Raw genomic sequence first — 17,935 nt, 5'->3', positions numbered from 1 at the left:
TCTCAGTCGCTGACCCAGGGCTGGCCAACGCTCAAGGATCTGTAACGTGATTGGACGCTTGCGCGGCACACTGGCTGAGAAACAGCCACCGCACCTGATTCTGGATGTAAATGGCCTGGGGTATGAGCTTGAAGTGCCCATGACCACGCTTTATCGCCTGCCGTCGGTCGGTGAACCGCTGACGCTGCATACCCATTTGGTCGTACGCGAAGACGCGCAGTTACTCTATGGCTTCGTCGGCAAGCGTGAGCGAGACTTTTTTCGCGAACTGATCCGTCTCAATGGTGTAGGGCCGAAACTGGCCCTGGCCTTGATGTCGAGCCTGGAAGTCGACGAGCTGGTGCGTTGCGTGCAGTCCCAGGACACATCGGCGCTGACCAAGGTGCCGGGCGTGGGCAAGAAAACTGCCGAGCGCCTGCTGGTAGAGCTCAAGGATCGCTTCAAGGCCTGGGAAACCGTGCCTGCCATGTTTGCCCTGGTGCCCAACCAGCCGGATGCCCCTGCGCCGGTCAATACCGCCGAAAACGACGCGGTCAGCGCGCTGATCTCCCTTGGCTACAAGCCACAGGAAGCCAGCAAGGCGATTTCCGCAATCAAGGAGAAAGGCTTGAGCAGCGAAGACCTGATTCGTCGTGCCCTGAAGGGAATGATCTAAGTGATTGAAGCTGACCGTCTGATCGCCGCCACGGGTGCCCCACGTGATCGCGAGGAAGTCCAGGACCGGGCGATTCGTCCAGTCAGCCTGGCCGAGTACATTGGCCAGCCGACCGTTCGCGAGCAAATGGAACTGTTCATCCAGGCTGCCCGCGGGCGTAAAGAGTCCCTGGACCACACATTGATCTTTGGCCCGCCGGGTCTGGGCAAGACCACCCTGGCCAATATCATCGCCCAGGAAATGGGGGTGTCGATCAAGAGCACATCGGGCCCGGTCCTCGAGCGTCCTGGCGACCTGGCGGCGCTGCTGACCAACCTTGAGCCCCACGACGTGCTGTTCATCGATGAAATCCATCGCTTGTCGCCGATTGTCGAGGAAGTGCTGTATCCGGCCATGGAGGATTTCCAACTCGACATCATGATCGGCGAAGGGCCGGCCGCGCGGTCGATCAAGCTTGATCTGCCGCCGTTCACCCTGGTCGGTGCGACCACGCGGGCGGGGATGCTGACCAACCCGTTGCGTGACCGTTTCGGCATCGTCCAGCGCCTGGAGTTCTACAACACCGCCGATCTTTCGACGATTGTCAGTCGTTCGGCGGGCATTCTCGGCTTGCCGCTGGACCCGGAAGGCGCCTTCGAAATTGCCCGCCGTGCCCGCGGCACGCCGCGGATCGCCAACCGCTTGCTGCGGCGGGTGCGCGATTTCGCAGAAGTACGCGCCAAAGGCCACATCACCAAGCCGATTGCCGACCTGGCCCTCAACCTGCTGGATGTCGACGAGCGTGGCTTCGATCACCAGGACCGACGCCTGTTGCTGACCATGATCGAGAAGTTCGATGGCGGGCCGGTAGGGGTAGACAGCCTGGCGGCGGCCATCAGCGAAGAGCGTCACACCATTGAAGACGTGCTGGAGCCGTACCTGATCCAGCAGGGCTATATCATGCGCACGCCGCGTGGTCGGGTGGTGACCCGGCATGCGTACCTGCACTTCGGCTTAAACATTCCGTCACGATTGGGTGAGATGCCCGTGGTAGACGAGTTCCTTGATGCCGTGGACGATTAATTAACTTTTGCGCGCTGAATTTTCCGGCATTGTGCTGTCCTAGGACCGTACTTTCGCGAAAAAGCCGCAGAACATTGAAAAACAGTTGCCTGGCCGGATTGGCAACCCGAGGAGTAAGCACTAGAGTATGCGCGCGCAAAACGGGCTTGAGCCTTTCGCACATCGTTGTCGCGTTTATTACGAGGACACCGATGCGGGCGGCATCGTGTATTACGTCAATTACCTCAAGTTTATGGAACGGGCTCGAACCGAGCGGCTACGAGAGCTGGGCTTTGCCCAATCGCAGCTTGCCGGAGAGGACCTGTTGTTCGTCGTGCATTCCAGCGAAGCGCGCTACCACGCGCCGGCGCGACTGGACGACGAACTGCTGGTAAGCGCTGAAGTAATCGAATTGAACCGTGCCAGCTTGCGCTTCAAGCAGCAGGTCAGGCGGGCCACGGATGATGCACTGCTCTGTGAAGGGCAGTTTCTGGTGGCCTGTGTGCGCACTGAAAGTTTAAAACCCCGGGCCATTCCCGAAGCTCTACGAGCGGCCTTTGCCGACGTGAGCGGCGCGGGTACACACTCAAAGCAGGAGATAAAGCGTGGAAGCTAACGTCGTCGACCATTCCTCCATGTGGAGCCTGGTCAGCAATGCCAGTATCGTGGTGCAACTGGTAATGCTGACCCTGGTAGCCGCATCGGTGACCTCATGGATCATGATCTTTCAGCGCAGCAACCTGCTGCGCGCCGGTCGACGCGCCCTGGAGAGCTTCGAAGAGCGCTTCTGGTCGGGTATCGACCTGTCCAAACTCTACCGTCAGGCGGGTAGCAACCCGGACCCGGATTCCGGCGTCGAGCAGATCTTCCGCGCCGGCTTCAAGGAATTTTCCCGTCTGCGCCAACAGCCAGGGGTCGATCCCGAGGCGGTCATGGAAGGCGTGGCCCGTGCCATGCGCGTTGCCATTTCCCGTGAAGAAGAAAAGCTCGAGCAGAGCCTGCCGTTCCTCGCCACCGTCGGTTCCGTGAGCCCGTATATCGGTCTGTTCGGTACGGTTTGGGGCATCATGAACTCCTTCCGTGGCCTGGCGACTGCCCAGCAAGCCACTCTGGCCACTGTGGCTCCGGGTATCGCCGAAGCCCTGATCGCCACCGCGATCGGTCTGTTCGCCGCCATTCCAGCCGTTATCGCTTACAACCGTTTTGCTGCCCGCAGCGAAACCTTGCTGGGCCGTTACTACACCTTCGCCGATGAATTCCAGGCGATCCTGCACCGCAAAGTGCACACCAGCGAAGAATAAGCAGGTAATTTCCAATGGCTTTAATCGCTCGAGCTCGCAAAAAGCGCAAGCCGGTCGCCGAGATGAACGTGGTGCCCTACATCGACGTGATGTTGGTGCTGCTGGTCATCTTCATGGTGACCGCGCCAATGCTCAATCAGGGCGTGAAAGTTGATCTGCCCAAGGTTTCCAGCGAAGCCTTGCCGCAGGACAACAACACCCAGGTCCTGACCATTTCGATCAAGTCTGACAAGACCTACTACTGGAACCTTGGCAGCGAAGTCGACACCGAGAAGCAGCAGGACAGGGCCATGACCTTGCCGCAAATGACCGACGCCGTGACCAAGATCATTCGCGTGGGCAACGAAGGCGGCAAGCGCACCCAGGTCTTCATCCGCGGTGACAAGAGTGTCGACTACGGCTCCGTCATGGGCGCCATGGGCGGGTTGCAGAAAGCCGGCGTCGGTAATGTTGGCTTGATTACCGAGGCGCCCTGATGCAGCAACAGCGAGAGCCGTCCGCCTCGGAAAGCTACTTCTGGCCTAGTGTCTGGGCGATTGGCTTGCACGTGCTGGTGTTCGGCATGCTGTTCGTCAGTTTTGCCTTCACTCCGGAGTTGCCGCCGGCCAAGCCGATTGTCCAGGCGACCCTGTACCAGCTGAAATCGAAAAGTCAGGCAACCACCCAGACCAATCAGAAGATTGCGGGTGAGGCGAAGAAATCCGCCGCGCGCCAGACCGAAGTCGAGCAGTTGGAACAGAAGAAGGTCGAGCAGGAAGCGGTGAAGGCTGCGGAACAAAAGAAAGAAGAAGCGGCTCAAAAGGCCGAGGAAGCCAAGAAGGCCGACGAGTCGAAGAAAGCGGAAGAGGCGAAAAAGGCTGATGAGGCCAAGAAGGCTGATGAAGCCAAGAAAGCCGATGAAGCGAAGAAGACCGCCGAAGCCAAGAAGGCAGAAGAGAAACAATTGGCTGATATAGCCAAGAAGAAAGCGGAAGAAGAAGCCAAGAAGGCTGCTGAAGAAGAGGCCAAGAAAGCGGCCGCTGAAGAAGCGAAGAAAAAGATCGTCGAAGACGCGAAGAAGAAAGCCGCCGAAGACGCCAAGAAGAAAGCTGAAGCTGAAGAGGCGAAGAAGAAAGTCGCCGACGAAGCGAAGAAGAAAGCTGCTGCCGATGCTGCGAAGAAGAAATCGCAGGATGCGGCACGTAAATCCGCCGAAGACAAGAAGGCCCAGGCCTTGGCAGATTTGCTTTCCGACACGCCGCAGCGTCAGCAGGCCTTGGCGGATGAGCAGGGCGACGAAGTCGCCGGCAGCTTCGATGATTTGATTCGATTGCGTGCAGCGGAAGGCTGGGCTCGTCCACCTTCGGCCCGCAAAGGCATGACGGTTCAGCTGCAAATCGGCATGTTGCCGGACGGTACGGTGACTTCGGTCAAGGTGCTCAAGTCCAGTGGCGACGGTCCGTTTGACGCTTCAGCCGTAGCGGCAGTGAAGAATATTGGACGTTTGACAGAAATGCAGGGAATGAAGCCGAGCGATTTTGCTCCGTATCGTTCATTCAAGATGACATTCACACCTGAGGATCTAGCCCCGTGAGAAACCTCCTTCGAGGAATGCTCGTCGTGATCTGCTGCATGGCAGGGATCGCGATGGCAGATGAGAAAAACATTCTGGTCACCAGCGGCACCGATCGGGCTACTCCGATTGCAGTCGTGCCGTTCGGCAACCAGGGCGGTAGCGTGCTACCGGACGACATGGCGGAAATCATCGGTAACGACCTGCGTAACTCGGGTTACTACTCGCCGATTCCAAAGCAGAACATGATCAGCCAGCCTAGCCAGGCCAGCGAAATCATCTTCCGTGACTTCAAGGCGCTGGGCGCCCAGTACGTCATGGTCGGCAGCATTGCGCCAGCGGGCGGTCGCCTGCAGGTTCAATACGCCCTGTTCAACGTCGCCACCGAGCAGCAAGTGCTCACCGGCAGCGTGTCGGGCAGCGTCGATCAGTTGCGCGACATGTCGCACTACATCGCTGACCAGTCGTTCGAAAAACTCACCGGTATCAAGGGTGCGTTCTCGACTCGCCTGCTGTACGTGACGGCCGAGCGCTTCTCCGAAAAGAACACGCGTTACACACTGCAGCGTTCGGACTATGACGGTGCCCGCGCCGTGACCCTGCTGCAATCGCGCGAGCCGATCCTGTCGCCGCGTTTCGCTCCCGATGGCAAGCGTATCGCCTACGTCTCGTTCGAGCAGAAGCGTCCGCGCATCTTCATGCAGAACATCGACACCGGTCGCCGTGAGCAGATCACCAACTTCGAAGGCCTGAACGGCGCGCCAGCATGGTCGCCGGATGGTCAGCGACTGGCATTCGTATTGTCCAAGGACGGTAACCCGGACATCTACGTGATGAACCTGGGTTCGCGTTCGATCAGTCGCGTCACCAACGGTCAGGGCATCAACACTGAACCGTTCTGGGGCAAGGATGGTTCGACCATCTACTTCACTTCCGACCGTGGCGGCAAGCCACAGATCTACAAAACCAGCGCTAGCGGTGGTGGTGCGGAACGCGTGACTTTCGTCGGTAACTACAACGCCAACCCTAAACTGTCGGCCGATGAAAAGACCCTGGTGATGATCCATCGTCAGGAAGGTTTCACCAATTTCAAGGTGGCGGCCCAGGATTTGCAACGCGGTAGCGTAAAAATCCTCACTGATAGCACTCTGGACGAGTCGCCTACTGTCGCGCCCAACGGCACCATGGTAATCTACGCCACCCGCCAGCAGGGCCGGGGAGTCTTGATGCTCGTGTCCATTAATGGACGCGTAAGGCTCCCGCTTCCTACCGCTCAAGGCGAAGTCAGAGAACCTTCCTGGTCCCCTTACCTGAACTGACGCGGCGCTATACGTTGTACTTAACACACTGGGGTTCATTAGGAGTTTCACGATGGAAATGCTGAAGTTTGGTAAATTTGCTGCGCTGGCACTGGCCATGGCTGTAGCTGTAGGTTGCTCGTCCAAAGGCGGCGACAATGCCGGTGAAGGCGCGGTAGATCCAAACGCTGGTTACGGCGCAAACACTGGTGCAGTTGACGGCTCCCTGAGCGAAGAAGCTGCTCTGCGCGCTATCACCACTTTCTACTTCGAATACGACAGTTCGGACCTGAAGCCAGAAGCCATGCGCGCTCTGGACGTTCACGCCAAGGACCTGAAAGCAAACGGCGCTCGCGTTGTTCTGGAAGGCAACACCGACGAACGTGGTACTCGTGAGTACAACATGGCACTGGGCGAGCGTCGTGCGAAAGCCGTTCAGCGCTACCTGGTACTGCAAGGTGTTTCCCCAGCTCAGCTGGAACTGGTTTCCTACGGCGAAGAGCGTCCAGTTGCTACCGGCAACGACGAGCAGTCCTGGGCTCAAAACCGTCGCGTCGAACTGCGTAAGTAATTCGTCATGCGAACGTGCCGTCGTGCTGTAACTGTCCTGGCTCTCAGTCTCGCGCCGCTTGCGGCGTGGGCTGCGGTTCCTGTGGTCGAAAACGACTCCGGCTATAACAATAGCGGGACCAGTAATCCGCCTGCAGGTTACGGTACGAACGGCGCCTATGCCGGGGGAGGGGTTTCGACCCCTGTCTCGGCACAGGGCCAGCTGTTCAACCAACTGCAACAAATGCAGGATCAGATCTCGCGCCAACAAGGTGTGATCGAAGAACTGCAAAATGATGTAGCGCGCATGAAGCAGGAAAGCCTGGAGCGATACCAGGATCTTGATAGGCGCATAGGAACCGGCGTTGCACCAGCCGCGACTCCTGAGAATTCTTCAACCGGTGGCGACTTGAACGCCCCCGGTGCAGCAGCTGGCGCAGCTGCAGGTGCGGGAGCGGCAGCCGCTCAAGCACCCGCCGCGGGTAGCGAACCGGCGGATCCGGCGAAGGAAAAGCTCTATTACGATGCTGCCTTCGACCTGATCAAGGCCAAGGATTTCGACAAGGCCAGCCAGGCTTTTGCCGCTTTCCTGCGCAAGTACCCGAACAGCCAGTACGCAGGCAATGCCCAGTACTGGTTGGGCGAAGTGAACCTGGCCAAAGGTGATCTGCAAGGTGCAGGTCAGGCTTTTGCCAAGGTTTCGCAGCTGTACCCCAAGCACGCCAAAGTGCCTGACTCGCTGTACAAGCTCGCTGATGTAGAGCGCCGCCTGGGTCATCCCGACAAGGTAAAAGGCATTCTGCAACAGGTTGTGTCCCAGTATCCGGGCACTTCCGCCGCTCAGCTGGCCCAGCGTGATCTGCAAAAAATGTAAGGGCTGCTTGACCCGTTTCGAAGAAACCCGCGCTTGTCGCGGGTTTTTTCGTTAGAATTCACGCCCTTTTTATGAAACACGCTTTTTGGGGCCTGCGCATTGCCGGGGTTCCTTGAAGTGCCTGACGGAGGCGGACAGCCTGTTTAGCTGTTACGCCCGTGGCGACTATGCAAGACACATTGAGAATTACCGAAGTTTTCTACTCGTTGCAGGGTGAAACGCGGACTGCTGGCCTGCCCACTGTTTTTGTGCGCCTGACCGGTTGCCCTCTGCGTTGCCAATACTGCGACAGCGCCTACGCCTTCACCGGTGGGACCATCCGCACCCTCGACGATATCCTCGAGCAGGTAGCCGGCTTTCGGCCGCGTTACGTCTGCGTCACGGGTGGCGAGCCCCTGGCCCAGCCCAACGCCATTCCATTGCTCAAGCGCTTGTGTGATGCCGGTTACGAAGTGTCACTGGAAACCAGTGGCTCTATCGACATCTCGGCGGTAGATTCCCGGGTCAGTCGCGTTGTCGACCTGAAAACCCCAGGTTCGAAGGAAGCGCACCGCAATCGCTACGAAAACATCGAGCTGCTGACGCCCAACGATCAGGTGAAGTTTGTCATCTGCTCGCGGGAAGATTATGACTGGTCCGTGTCCAAGCTGATCCAATACGGTCTGGACAAGCGCGCCGGTGAAGTCCTGTTCTCGCCAAGCCACCATGATCTCAATGCTCGAGACCTGGCGGACTGGGTGGTGGCGGACAACCTGCCAGTGCGTTTGCAATTGCAGCTGCATAAATATCTATGGAATGACGAGCCGGGGCGCTGAAATGACTGAACCACTCAACACTGCTGAAAAACGTGCGGTCATCCTGTTGTCCGGTGGCCTGGACTCGGCAACTGTCGTGGCCATGGCGCGCGCCGAAGGCTACAGCTGCTACACCATGAGCTTCGACTACGGCCAGCGGTCTCACGCTGAGCTGTATGCCGCCGAACGCGTCGCTCGCGACCTGGGTGTGGTCGAACACAAGGTCATCGGTCTTAACCTGAACGGCATGGGCGGCTCGGCGCTGACTGACAGCAGCATCGATATCCCGGAAGAGTTGGGCGAGGGCATTCCGGTGACTTACGTGCCAGCGCGTAACACGGTGTTCCTGTCCCTGGCGCTGGGCTGGGCAGAAGTGCTCGGCGCACGTGACATCTTTATCGGCGTGAACGCAGTGGATTACTCCGGCTACCCGGATTGCCGTCCCGAGTTCATCGAATCCTTCGAGCGCATGGCCAATCTGGCAACCAAGGCCGGCGTAGAAGGGAAGGGGTTTCGCATTCAGGCGCCGCTGCAAAACCTCAGCAAGGCGCAGATCGTCCAGGCGGGTGTAAAGCTTGGCGTGGACTACGGCCTGACCGTTTCCTGCTATCAGGCCGACGACAATGGCCGTGCCTGCGGCAAGTGCGACAGCTGCCGCCTGCGTGCAGAAGGCTTTGCCGCGGCCGGAATCAGCGACCCAACACCTTATTTTTGAATTATTTTAAAATAGGTGTTGAATAGTCCTTAAAAATCAGTATTATACGCGCCACCACACAGCGGGTCGTTAGCTCAGTTGGTAGAGCAGTTGGCTTTTAACCAATTGGTCGTAGGTTCGAATCCCACACGACCCACCATTTTTGGCGGTTTAGAAAATCCGGAAGGCCCACGAAAGTGAGGATTTCCGGGTTTTTTTTTGCCCGCAATTTAACGCCGCCCGATTCCTGGGCTGCACTGCAGGGCGCAGGTCAGAATCATCTTTTGCATCCATCCGATATTCTGTAGCCTTGCGCAGCTTCAACGCTGTCCGTGCCTGATCAATACTCACTTTCCCGGCGGTACCCTGATGGGTCCGGAGCCGGGTGTATACTCGACTTTCGCGCGAACGCGCCTGCAGGTCTTGCGAACATGACGCAGATTTCCGAACGCCTTCTGGTTCAAGCCCACCTCGACGCCAAGCAGCCCAAACCGCTGACCGCCGATGAGGAAGCTTATTATCGTGCCGCCATCGCTGCCGAGCTAAAAGCTCAGGACGCGGTGCTGGTGGCGCACTTCTATTGCGATCCGGTGATTCAGGCCCTGGCCGAAGAGACCGGAGGCTGTGTCTCCGACTCACTGGAGATGGCCCGCTTTGGCAATGCCCACCCGGCCAAGACCGTGGTGGTCGCCGGTGTGAAATTCATGGGCGAGACGGCCAAGATCCTCAACCCCGAAAAACGCATCCTGATGCCGACCCTGGAAGCGACCTGCTCGCTGGACCTTGGGTGCCCTGTCGATGAGTTTTCTGCGTTCTGCGACCAGCATCCGGAGCGTACGGTGGTGGTTTACGCCAATACCTCGGCGGCGGTCAAAGCCCGGGCGGACTGGGTGGTGACTTCGAGCTGCGCGCTGGAAATCGTCGAAAGCCTGATGGATAACGGTGAAACCATCATCTGGGGGCCGGACAAGCACCTGGGCACCTACATCCAGCGTCAGACCGGCGCCGACATGTTGCTGTGGGACGGTGCCTGCATCGTTCACGAAGAGTTCAAGTCCAAGCAGCTCGAAGACATGAAGGCGCTGTATCCGGATGCGGCGATCCTGGTGCACCCGGAGTCGCCGACCGCGGTGATCGAGCTGGCGGATGCCGTAGGCTCCACCAGTCAGTTGATCGCTGCGGCACAGAGCCTGCCGAACAAGACCCTGATTGTCGCCACCGATCGCGGTATCTTCTACAAGATGCAGCAGTTGTGCCCCGACAAGGTCTTTATCGAAGCGCCTACGGCCGGTAACGGCGCGGCATGCCGCAGTTGCGCGCACTGCCCCTGGATGGCGATGAACACCCTTGAGCGCACGCTCAAGAGCTTGAAGGAAGGGACGAACGAGATCTTTGTTGATCCGGCGTTGATTCCGCAGGCTATTCGACCGCTCAAGCGCATGCTCGATTTCACCCAGGCTGCGCGGATGAAATTGGCCGGCAACGCTTAATTGCCATCAAAATCGCTAAAACTGTGGGAGCGAGCCTGCTCGCGAAGAGGGAGTGTCAGCCAACATGAATGTTGCTGAAACACCGCCTTCGCGAGCGGGCTCGCTCCCACATTGGTTTGTGCTTACCGGGGTTACTTGGTCTTCTTCGGGATCCGCACCAGCTGGGTATTGGAATACATGTCATGCCAGCTGCGTTTCTGCTCGTCAAACAGCGACCAGAAGAACCCCAAGCCCACGCACAGCAACGATGCGATCGACACTACAAACCGCAGCAGCGCCTGCCATAGGCTGATGGACGAGCCATCGGCATTCTGCACGCGCACGCCCCAGACCTGCATACCCAGGGTCTGGCCTGAGTAAGTCCAGAACTTGGCAAAGAAACCGAATAGTACGAACAGCAGCACCGTTGAAAGCAGTGGATCGCCGTCGAGCGCGCCAGCTTCGGTGAGGGTGCGCATTTTCTCTTCGCCGATGATCGCCATCTGGATCATCTTGTAGACGCCGCTGGTGACGATCAGCAGGGCTGTGCACAGCAGGAAGTCATAGAACATCGCTGCCAGGCGACGACCCAGGCCGACGGCGGGGAAATCGCCCTGGGGTTTGAGCGGGTGTTTCGACATGGCAGCCTCTGGACGCAAAAGAAGCCATTTTACGGATTTACGCACACAAAAAAGCCCCTGATGTCAGCATCAGGGGCTTTTTCGTTACAGAAGATTATGCTTCTGCTTGTACTTCGTCAGCCTGCATGCCTTTCTGGCCCTGCACGGCGATGAAAGTCACTTTCTGGCCTTCTTTCAGGCTCTTGAAGCCGTTGCCCTGGATGGCGCGGAAATGCACGAACAGATCCGGACCGCTTTCAGGCGTGATAAAACCAAAACCTTTCTCGTCGTTAAACCACTTGACGGTACCGCTCTGACGTTGGGACATTTCTTATTTCCTTTGACGCAAAAATTAATGACAGTCTCCTTCTCATGAAAGAGTACTGGGGCTGGTTGCAGGAGAGTAAGAAGACGTCGAACGGGATGTAGCTAACTTGTAGGCTACTGCCCAGGTCACGATTCCAAGCGACCCATGCAAACACAGTGAACAAACTCTACGCCAACTACGGGAGAAAAAACAAGCCCTGTGAGAGGCCCGGATTTGCTCAGGTTGCTGGCACACCCGACAACTAGCACGGGCTTATGCGCTGGCGGTGTTCAATTGTTTTCGATCGTTATAAGCAAAGTTCATAATCGAAGCTTAGAGCCAAACGATGCACTATTTTATGGCGGTTGCGTTACACATTAGTGCAGTGTAAGCGCAACCGCGTTACTTATAGGAACAGTCAATCAGCCGCGATAGTAGCGTTGTGGAACAAATGGCATTTTGCTTACAAGCAACGCTACCTTTTTCCCACGCACAATTGCCCATACCGGCGTATCGAGGGCGATGTAGGCGCTGTCCAGGTAACCCATGGCCAAAGGGCCACCCAGGGTCGGTCCAAAGCCGCCGCTGCAAACGCTGCCGATGATCTCGCCGGCTTCGTTGACGATTTCGGCACCTTCGCGCACCGGGGTGCGTTCCTGCGGTAGCAGGCCAACGCGCTTGCGGGTAACACCGGCTTGTTGTTGGGCGAATACGCTTTCTGCGCCAGGGAAGCCGCCGGCGCGCGCACCATCGGCACGACGCGGCTTGGAGATGGCCCACAACAGGCTGGCTTCGATCGGGGTGGTGTCAGTGTTCATGTCATGGCCGTACAGGCACAGGCCGGCTTCCAGGCGCAGCGAATCGCGTGCGCCGAGGCCGATGGCCGCCACTTCAGGCTCGGCCAGCAGGGCCCGGGCCAGGGCTTCGGCGCTGTCGGACGGTACCGAGATTTCGTAACCGTCTTCACCGGTGTAACCCGAGCGGCTGACAAAGCAGTCCACGCCCAGCAGTTTCACGCGGGCGAACTGCATGAAGGTCATCTTTGCCACTTCTGGCGCCAGACGTGCCAGCACGGTCACTGCAGCCGGCCCTTGCAGGGCGAGGAGGGCGCGTTCTTCGAACAGCGGCTCGATGGTGCATTGATCGCCGATGTGATTGCGCAGGTGGGCCAGGTCCTGGTCCTTGCAGGCGGCATTGACCACCAGGAACAGTTCGTCGTTACCCAGGTTGGCGACCATCAGGTCGTCGAGGATGCCACCGGTCTCGTTGGTGAACATCGCGTAGCGCTGCATGCCGACCGGCAAGTCGACGATGTCCACTGGCACCAGGGTTTCCAGGGCCTTGGCGGCATTGGCGCCGGTCAGGCGGATCTGACCCATGTGCGAGACGTCGAACAGGCCGGCCTGCTCGCGGGTGTGCTGGTGTTCTTTCATCACACCCAGCGGGTACTGCACCGGCATGTCATAGCCGGCGAACGGCACCATGCGCGCGCCCAATTCGATGTGCAGGGCGTGCAACGGCGTTTTCAACAGTTGTTCGGTGGACATATTCAGCTCCTGGAGAAGTGTGAAGATGAGCGCGCATCAGCACTCAATAATGTTGACCGCCAAACCGCCACGGGCGGTTTCCTTGTATTTGCTTTTCATGTCGGCGCCGGTCTGGCGCATGGTGCGGATGACCTTGTCGAGGGACACGAAGTGCTGTCCGTCGCCGCGCATGGCCATGCGCACGGCATTGATGGCCTTGACTGAACCCATGGCATTGCGTTCGATGCAAGGCACTTGCACCAGCCCGCCGATCGGGTCGCAGGTCAGCCCGAGGTTGTGTTCCATGCCGATTTCCGCGGCGTTTTCCACTTGCTGCACGGTGCCGCCAAGCACCTCGCACAGGGCGCCCGCCGCCATGGAGCAGGCCACGCCGACTTCGCCCTGGCAGCCGACTTCGGCGCCCGAGATCGAGGCGTTTTCCTTGTACAGAATGCCGATGGCCGCGGCGGTCAGCAGAAAGCGCACCACGCCGTCATCGTTCGCGCCGGGGATGAAGCGCATGTAGTAATGCAGTACCGCCGGGATGATCCCGGCCGCGCCGTTGGTCGGGGCTGTAACCACGCGTCCGCCATTGGCGTTTTCTTCGTTGACCGCCAGGGCGTACAGGTTGACCCAGTCCAATACCGACAGTGGATCGCGCAGTGCCGATTCGGGGTTCTTGCACAATTGCCGATGCAGCGCTGCTGCCCGGCGCTTGACCTTCAGGCCGCCCGGCAGGATGCCTTCGTTACGGCAACCGGCGGCGACGCAGTCCTGCATCACTTGCCAGATTTTCAGCAGGCCGGCGCGGGTTTCCGCTTCCGGGCGCCAGGCGCTTTCGTTGGTCAGCATCAGCTGGCTGATGGACAGGCCGTAGGTGGCGCAGTGAGCAAGCAGGTCCTTGGCGCTTTTGAACGGGAAGGTCAGGGGGGTGGCGTCTTCGACGATGCGGTCGGCGCCGGCGGCGTCTTCATCGACGACAAAACCACCGCCGACCGAGTAGTACTCGCGGCTGCGGATCTGCAAGCCCGCTGCGTCGAAGGCGCGGAAAATCATGCCGTTGGGGTGATAGGCCAAGGGTTTGCGAATCATCGCCAGGTGTTCTTTCTCATTGAACGCAATGCTGTGTTCGCCGAGCAGGTTCAAACGACCATTGCCGCGAATCTCTTGCAGACGGGCGGCGACGGTTTCGGTATCCACGGTATCCGGGTGTTCGCCTTCCAGGCCGAGCAACACAGCCTTGTCGCTGCCGTGGCCTTTACCGGTGGCGCCGAGTGAGCCGTACAGCTCGACTTTGACGCAGGTGGTTGCAGCCAACAGCCCTTCACGGCGCAAACCTTCGGCGAAACGTGCAGCAGCGCGCATCGGGCCGACGGTGTGGGAGCTGGAGGGGCCGATGCCAATCTTGAACAGGTCGAACACGCTTAACGACATGGTTGTTCTCCGGTTTCTTGTTATAGGAATGGCGGAATCTGATATCAGGTGCAGATCACCTGTGGGAGCGAGCCTGCTCGCGAAAGCGGTGGGTCAGTCACCATCGATGTTGCCTGACATACCGCTTTCGCGAGCAGGCTCGCTCCCACAGGGGGATATGCGCTGTTCTTGAAATTGGGGGCGGATAAATCCGCCCCTTCATTCGTTTAAGCGTAGCTTTCGATCGACGGGCAGGCGCAGACCAGGTTGCGATCACCGAAGACGTTGTCGACACGACCGACCGGCGGCCAGTACTTGCCTTCGATCAACGAGGCAACCGGATACACCGCCTGCTCACGGCTGTACGGATGCGACCACTCGCCGACCAGCTCCGCCGCGGTGTGCGGGGCGTTTTTCAGTGGGTTGTCGTCCTTGTCCAGGGTGCCGTTTTCCACCGCGCGGATTTCTTCGCGGATGCGGATCATGGCGTCGCAGAAGCGGTCCAGTTCTTCCCTGGATTCGCTTTCGGTCGGCTCGATCATCAAGGTGCCGGCCACCGGGAAGGACATGGTCGGGGCGTGGAAGCCGAAGTCGATCAGGCGCTTGGCCACGTCATCGACGCTGATGCCGCTGCTGTCTTTGAGCGGACGCAGGTCGAGGATGCACTCGTGGGCCACCAGGCCGTTGCTGCCGGTGTACAGCACGGGATAGTGCTCTTCGAGGCGGCGGGAAATGTAGTTGGCGTTGAGGATCGCCAGTTGCGACGCACGCTTCAGACCGGCGCCGCCCATCATGCGGATGTACATCCAGGTGATCGGCAGAATGCTCGCGCTGCCGAACGGTGCGGCACACACCGCGCCTTCCTTGCGTGCCATGTGCGCGTGGCCCGGCAGGAACGGCGCCAGGTGCGACTTGACGCCGATCGGGCCGACGCCCGGGCCGCCACCGCCGTGGGGGATGCAGAAGGTCTTGTGCAGGTTCAGGTGCGAGACGTCGCCGCCGAACTTGCCCGGGGCGCAGAGGCCGACCATGGCGTTCATGTTGGCGCCGTCGATGTACACCTGGCCGCCGTGGTCATGGATGATGCCGCAGATTTCGCGGATGCCTTCCTCGAACACGCCGTGGGTCGACGGGTAGGTGATCATCAAGGCCGCGAGGTGCTCGCGGTGCTCGATGGCCTTGGCCCGCAGGTCTTCGATGTCGACGTTACCGCGGGCGTCGCAGGCGGTGACCACCACGCGCATGCCGGCCATTTGTGCCGTGGCCGGGTTGGTGCCGTGGGCCGAGGACGGGATCAGGCAGATGTCGCGACGGTCTTCGCCACGGCTCTGGTGGTAGGCGCGAATGGCCAGCAGGCCGGCGTATTCACCCTGCGAACCGGCGTTCGGTTGCAGCGAGATCGAGTCGTAGCCGGTAGCGGCGCAGAGCATCGCTTCCAGTTCATCGGTCAGTTGCTGGTAACCGGCGCTTTGTTCGGCCGGGGCGAACGGGTGCAGGGCGCCGAATTCGGCCCAGGTCACCGGGATCATTTCGCTGGCGGCGTTGAGTTTCATGGTGCACGAGCCCAGCGGGATCATAGTGCGGTCCAGCGCCAGGTCCTTGTCCGCCAGCTTGCGCAGGTAGCGCATCAGCTCGGTTTCCGAGTGGTAGCGGTTGAACACCGGGTGGCTGAGGATCGGCGATTGGCGCAGCAGGGCGGCCGGGATAGTCGCTTGAGTCGACGCGGCGAGGGCGGTGAAGTCCGGCAGGGTCTGGCCAGCGGCGAACAGCGCCCACAGGGTTTCGACGTCAGCCTGGGTGCTGGTTTCGTCGAGGGACAGGCCCAGGCGTTCGGCATCGACCACGCGCAGGTTGATCTGACGGGCGCGGGCCTGCTCGTGCAACGCAGCGGTTTGCGCGCCAGTTTTGATCGTCAGCGTGTCGAAGAAGTTTTCCTGCTCGACGCTCAGACCCAGTGCGCTCAAGCCCTTGGCCAGGATCGCGGTCAGCTGATGCACGCGCTGGGCGATCTGCGTCAGGCCTTTCGGACCGTGGTACACGGCGTACATGCTGGCGATGTTGGCCAGCAAAACCTGCGCGGTGCAGATGTTGCTGGTGGCCTTCTCGCGGCGGATGTGTTGCTCGCGGGTTTGCATCGCCAGGCGCAGGGCCGGCTTGCCGAAACGGTCGACGGAGACACCGACCAGACGGCCCGGCATGTCGCGCTTGAACGCGTCCTTGGTGGAGAAGTACGCCGCGTGCGGGCCACCGAAGCCCAGCGGCACGCCGAAGCGTTGCGCGCTACCGATGGCCACGTCGGCGCCGAACTCGCCCGGCGGGGTCAGCAGGGTCAGGGCCAGCAGGTCGGCGGCCACCGCCACCAGGGCGTTGGCGGCGTGCAAGCGTTCGGTCAGGGCATGGTAGTCGAACACGTCACCGTTGCTCGCCGGGTATTGCAGCAGGGCGCCAAAGAACGGCGTCACGTCGCTCAATTCGCGCTCGTCACCGACCACCACCTCGATGCCCAGCGGCTCGGCACGGGTGCGCAGCACGTCGAGGGTTTGCGGGTGGCAATGCACGGAAGCGAAGAACTGGTGGCTGCCCTTGTTCTTGCTCAGGCGCTTGCAGAAGGTCATGGCTTCGGCGGCGGCGGTGGCTTCGTCGAGCAGCGAGGCGTTAGCGATCGGCAGGCCGGTGAGGTCGCTGATCAGGGTCTGGAAGTTCAGCAGCGCTTCGAGACGGCCCTGGGAAATTTCCGGCTGGTACGGGGTGTAGGCGGTGTACCAGGCCGGGTTTTCCAGCAGGTTACGCAGGATCGGCGACGGCGTGTGGGTGCCGTAGTAGCCCTGGCCGATGAAGGTCTTGAACAGCTGGTTCTTGCCGGCGATGCCTTTGATCATCGCCAGAGCGTCGGCTTCGCTCAAACCGTCTTCCAGGCCGAGCACGCTGGTGCCCTTGATGCTGTCGGGAATGACGCTGGCGCTCAGGGCTTCGAGGGAGTCGAAACCGAGGGTGTTGAGCATGGCTTGCTCGTCACCGGCGCGGGGGCCAATGTGACGGGCGATGAATTCGTTGGCGGTGCTGAGATTGATAGTCATGGCGGGCTCCTCAGGCTTCGGCTTGGGCTTTGATCAGACGGTCGTACGCGTCCTGATCCAGCAGTTTGGCGACCGCCGAAGCGTCGCTTGGCTGGAAACGGAAGAACCAGCCTTCGCCCAGCGGATCTTCGTTGACCAATTCAGGGCTGCCATCCAGCGCCGGGTTCACTTCCAGTACTTCTCCGTCCAGTGGCATGTACACACCGCTGGCGGCTTTTACCGATTCCACGGTGGCTGCTTCAGCGCCTTTGTCGTAGGACTGCAGCTCTGGCAGTTGTACGAAAACCACGTCGCCCAGTGCGTTCTGTGCGAAAGCGGTGATACCGACTGTGACGCTACCGTCAGCTTCGGTGCGCAGCCATTCGTGATCTTCAGTAAAACGCAACTCGCTCATGGAAACTCCTAGGGGGCCAGACTCGTCTGGTGGACGCGATTGAATGCTTGGGCAATGCCCTGATTTATGAGGGGTTACTAAGCAAGAACGCTGCCAATGTTTTTTTATTGTTATAAATCAATAAGTTATGTTGATTTGTGGTTCGACGAAAAGGGCAGCCTGTAGCGAAATCGCTACAGCGGCAGCAGGAGAAAAAAGCTGAAGTGGATCAAAGCCTTGCGCAGGGCTAGTTGAAGAGGGGTGTAGCGATATCGTTCCGCTGTAGCGCTTTCAGTACAGGTAGAGGTCGCTTTTGATGCGATATCAGGACCAACTTGATCGTTCCCATGCTCTGCGTGGGAATGCCTCTTGTGACGCTCTGCGTCACGCTT

At 59.6% G+C, this 17,935-nt stretch carries 18 protein-coding genes and 1 tRNA gene; 13 read left to right on the top strand and 6 right to left on the bottom strand.

The genetic code is table 11. The features are described from left to right. The first annotated feature begins 46 nt into the window (after window positions 1–46). From ruvA to nadA, 13 genes are all read left to right on the top strand, one after another. Complete coding sequence (gene ruvA / locus ACA054_RS25990; RefSeq protein WP_020798459.1) at window positions 47–655, top strand: Holliday junction branch migration protein RuvA; 609 nt, start codon at window positions 47–49, stop codon at window positions 653–655. Further along, window positions 656–1,717, top strand: a complete 1,062-nt coding sequence (ruvB, locus tag ACA054_RS25985) for a Holliday junction branch migration DNA helicase RuvB (protein WP_497636323.1) — start codon at window positions 656–658, stop codon at window positions 1,715–1,717. It abuts the gene before it with no gap. A gap of 127 nt (window positions 1,718–1,844) precedes the next feature. After that, window positions 1,845–2,312, top strand: coding sequence for a tol-pal system-associated acyl-CoA thioesterase (gene ybgC, locus ACA054_RS25980; protein WP_497686782.1), 468 nt, complete (start codon window positions 1,845–1,847; stop codon window positions 2,310–2,312). Beyond that, entirely contained in the window at window positions 2,302–2,997 is a 696-nt protein-coding gene (tolQ, locus tag ACA054_RS25975; protein WP_007995636.1) for a protein TolQ, read from the top strand. Before ybgC ends, tolQ begins: the two co-directional genes overlap by 11 nt. 23 nt (window positions 2,998–3,020) lie before the next feature. Continuing rightward, window positions 3,021–3,473: a protein TolR gene (gene tolR / locus ACA054_RS25970; RefSeq protein ID WP_162135951.1), complete on the top strand. Its 453-nt coding sequence runs from the start codon at window positions 3,021–3,023 to the stop codon at window positions 3,471–3,473. After that, window positions 3,473–4,570, top strand: coding sequence for a cell envelope integrity protein TolA (gene tolA, locus ACA054_RS25965; protein WP_497686781.1), 1,098 nt, complete (start codon window positions 3,473–3,475; stop codon window positions 4,568–4,570). Before tolR ends, tolA begins: the two co-directional genes overlap by 1 nt. Window positions 4,571–4,587: 17 nt before the next feature. Next, entirely contained in the window at window positions 4,588–5,868 is a 1,281-nt protein-coding gene (gene tolB / locus ACA054_RS25960) for a Tol-Pal system beta propeller repeat protein TolB (protein ID WP_497690372.1), read from the top strand. A gap of 52 nt (window positions 5,869–5,920) precedes the next feature. Beyond that, entirely contained in the window at window positions 5,921–6,418 is a 498-nt protein-coding gene (gene pal, locus ACA054_RS25955; RefSeq protein ID WP_003178634.1) for a peptidoglycan-associated lipoprotein Pal, read from the top strand. Window positions 6,419–6,424: 6 nt separating this feature from the next. After that, entirely contained in the window at window positions 6,425–7,270 is an 846-nt protein-coding gene (gene ybgF / locus ACA054_RS25950) for a tol-pal system protein YbgF (protein WP_497686780.1), read from the top strand. A gap of 167 nt (window positions 7,271–7,437) precedes the next feature. Next, entirely contained in the window at window positions 7,438–8,085 is a 648-nt protein-coding gene (gene queE / locus ACA054_RS25945) for a 7-carboxy-7-deazaguanine synthase QueE (protein ID WP_056726033.1), read from the top strand. A 1-nt stretch (window position 8,086) separates the two neighbouring features. Beyond that, window positions 8,087–8,779, top strand: coding sequence for a 7-cyano-7-deazaguanine synthase QueC (queC, locus tag ACA054_RS25940; RefSeq protein WP_497686779.1), 693 nt, complete (start codon window positions 8,087–8,089; stop codon window positions 8,777–8,779). A 63-nt stretch (window positions 8,780–8,842) separates the two neighbouring features. Next, window positions 8,843–8,918: transfer RNA gene (locus ACA054_RS25935), tRNA-Lys, on the top strand. A gap of 271 nt (window positions 8,919–9,189) precedes the next feature. Continuing rightward, window positions 9,190–10,248, top strand: a complete 1,059-nt coding sequence (gene nadA / locus ACA054_RS25930) for a quinolinate synthase NadA (protein WP_497686778.1) — start codon at window positions 9,190–9,192, stop codon at window positions 10,246–10,248. A gap of 131 nt (window positions 10,249–10,379) precedes the next feature. On the opposite strand, the gene ACA054_RS25925 is transcribed toward nadA, so the two are convergent. The 6 genes from ACA054_RS25925 to gcvH form a co-directional block, all read right to left on the bottom strand. Beyond that, window positions 10,380–10,868: an RDD family protein gene (locus tag ACA054_RS25925; protein WP_497686777.1), complete on the bottom strand. Its 489-nt coding sequence runs from the start codon at window positions 10,866–10,868 to the stop codon at window positions 10,380–10,382. Between the two features lie 94 nt (window positions 10,869–10,962). After that, a complete protein-coding gene (locus ACA054_RS25920) occupies window positions 10,963–11,175 on the bottom strand; it encodes a cold-shock protein (protein ID WP_007977299.1) in 213 nt (70 codons plus the stop codon). A 401-nt stretch (window positions 11,176–11,576) separates the two neighbouring features. Next, the gene (gene gcvT / locus ACA054_RS25915) at window positions 11,577–12,701 is read right to left on the bottom strand and encodes a glycine cleavage system aminomethyltransferase GcvT (RefSeq protein ID WP_497686776.1); all 1,125 of its coding nucleotides are present in this window, start codon (window positions 12,699–12,701) and stop codon (window positions 11,577–11,579) included. Between the two features lie 36 nt (window positions 12,702–12,737). Then, a complete protein-coding gene (locus ACA054_RS25910; RefSeq protein ID WP_497686775.1) occupies window positions 12,738–14,114 on the bottom strand; it encodes an L-serine ammonia-lyase in 1,377 nt (458 codons plus the stop codon). Window positions 14,115–14,320: 206 nt separating this feature from the next. Then, window positions 14,321–17,170 carry an aminomethyl-transferring glycine dehydrogenase gene (gcvP, locus tag ACA054_RS25905; protein WP_497686774.1) on the bottom strand — a complete coding sequence of 950 codons (2,850 nt, stop codon included), beginning with the start codon at window positions 17,168–17,170 and terminating at the stop codon, window positions 14,321–14,323. A 10-nt stretch (window positions 17,171–17,180) separates the two neighbouring features. After that, on the bottom strand, window positions 17,181–17,564 hold the full coding sequence (gene gcvH / locus ACA054_RS25900) for a glycine cleavage system protein GcvH (RefSeq protein WP_497686773.1): 384 nt from the start codon (window positions 17,562–17,564) through the stop codon (window positions 17,181–17,183). Between the last annotated feature and the right edge of the window lie 371 nt (window positions 17,565–17,935).

This window comes from Pseudomonas sp. LBUM1653, from assembly GCF_059716115.1.
The sequence above is the reverse complement of the archived record's forward strand: the minus strand, read 5'-3'. Positions and strand labels throughout refer to the sequence as shown.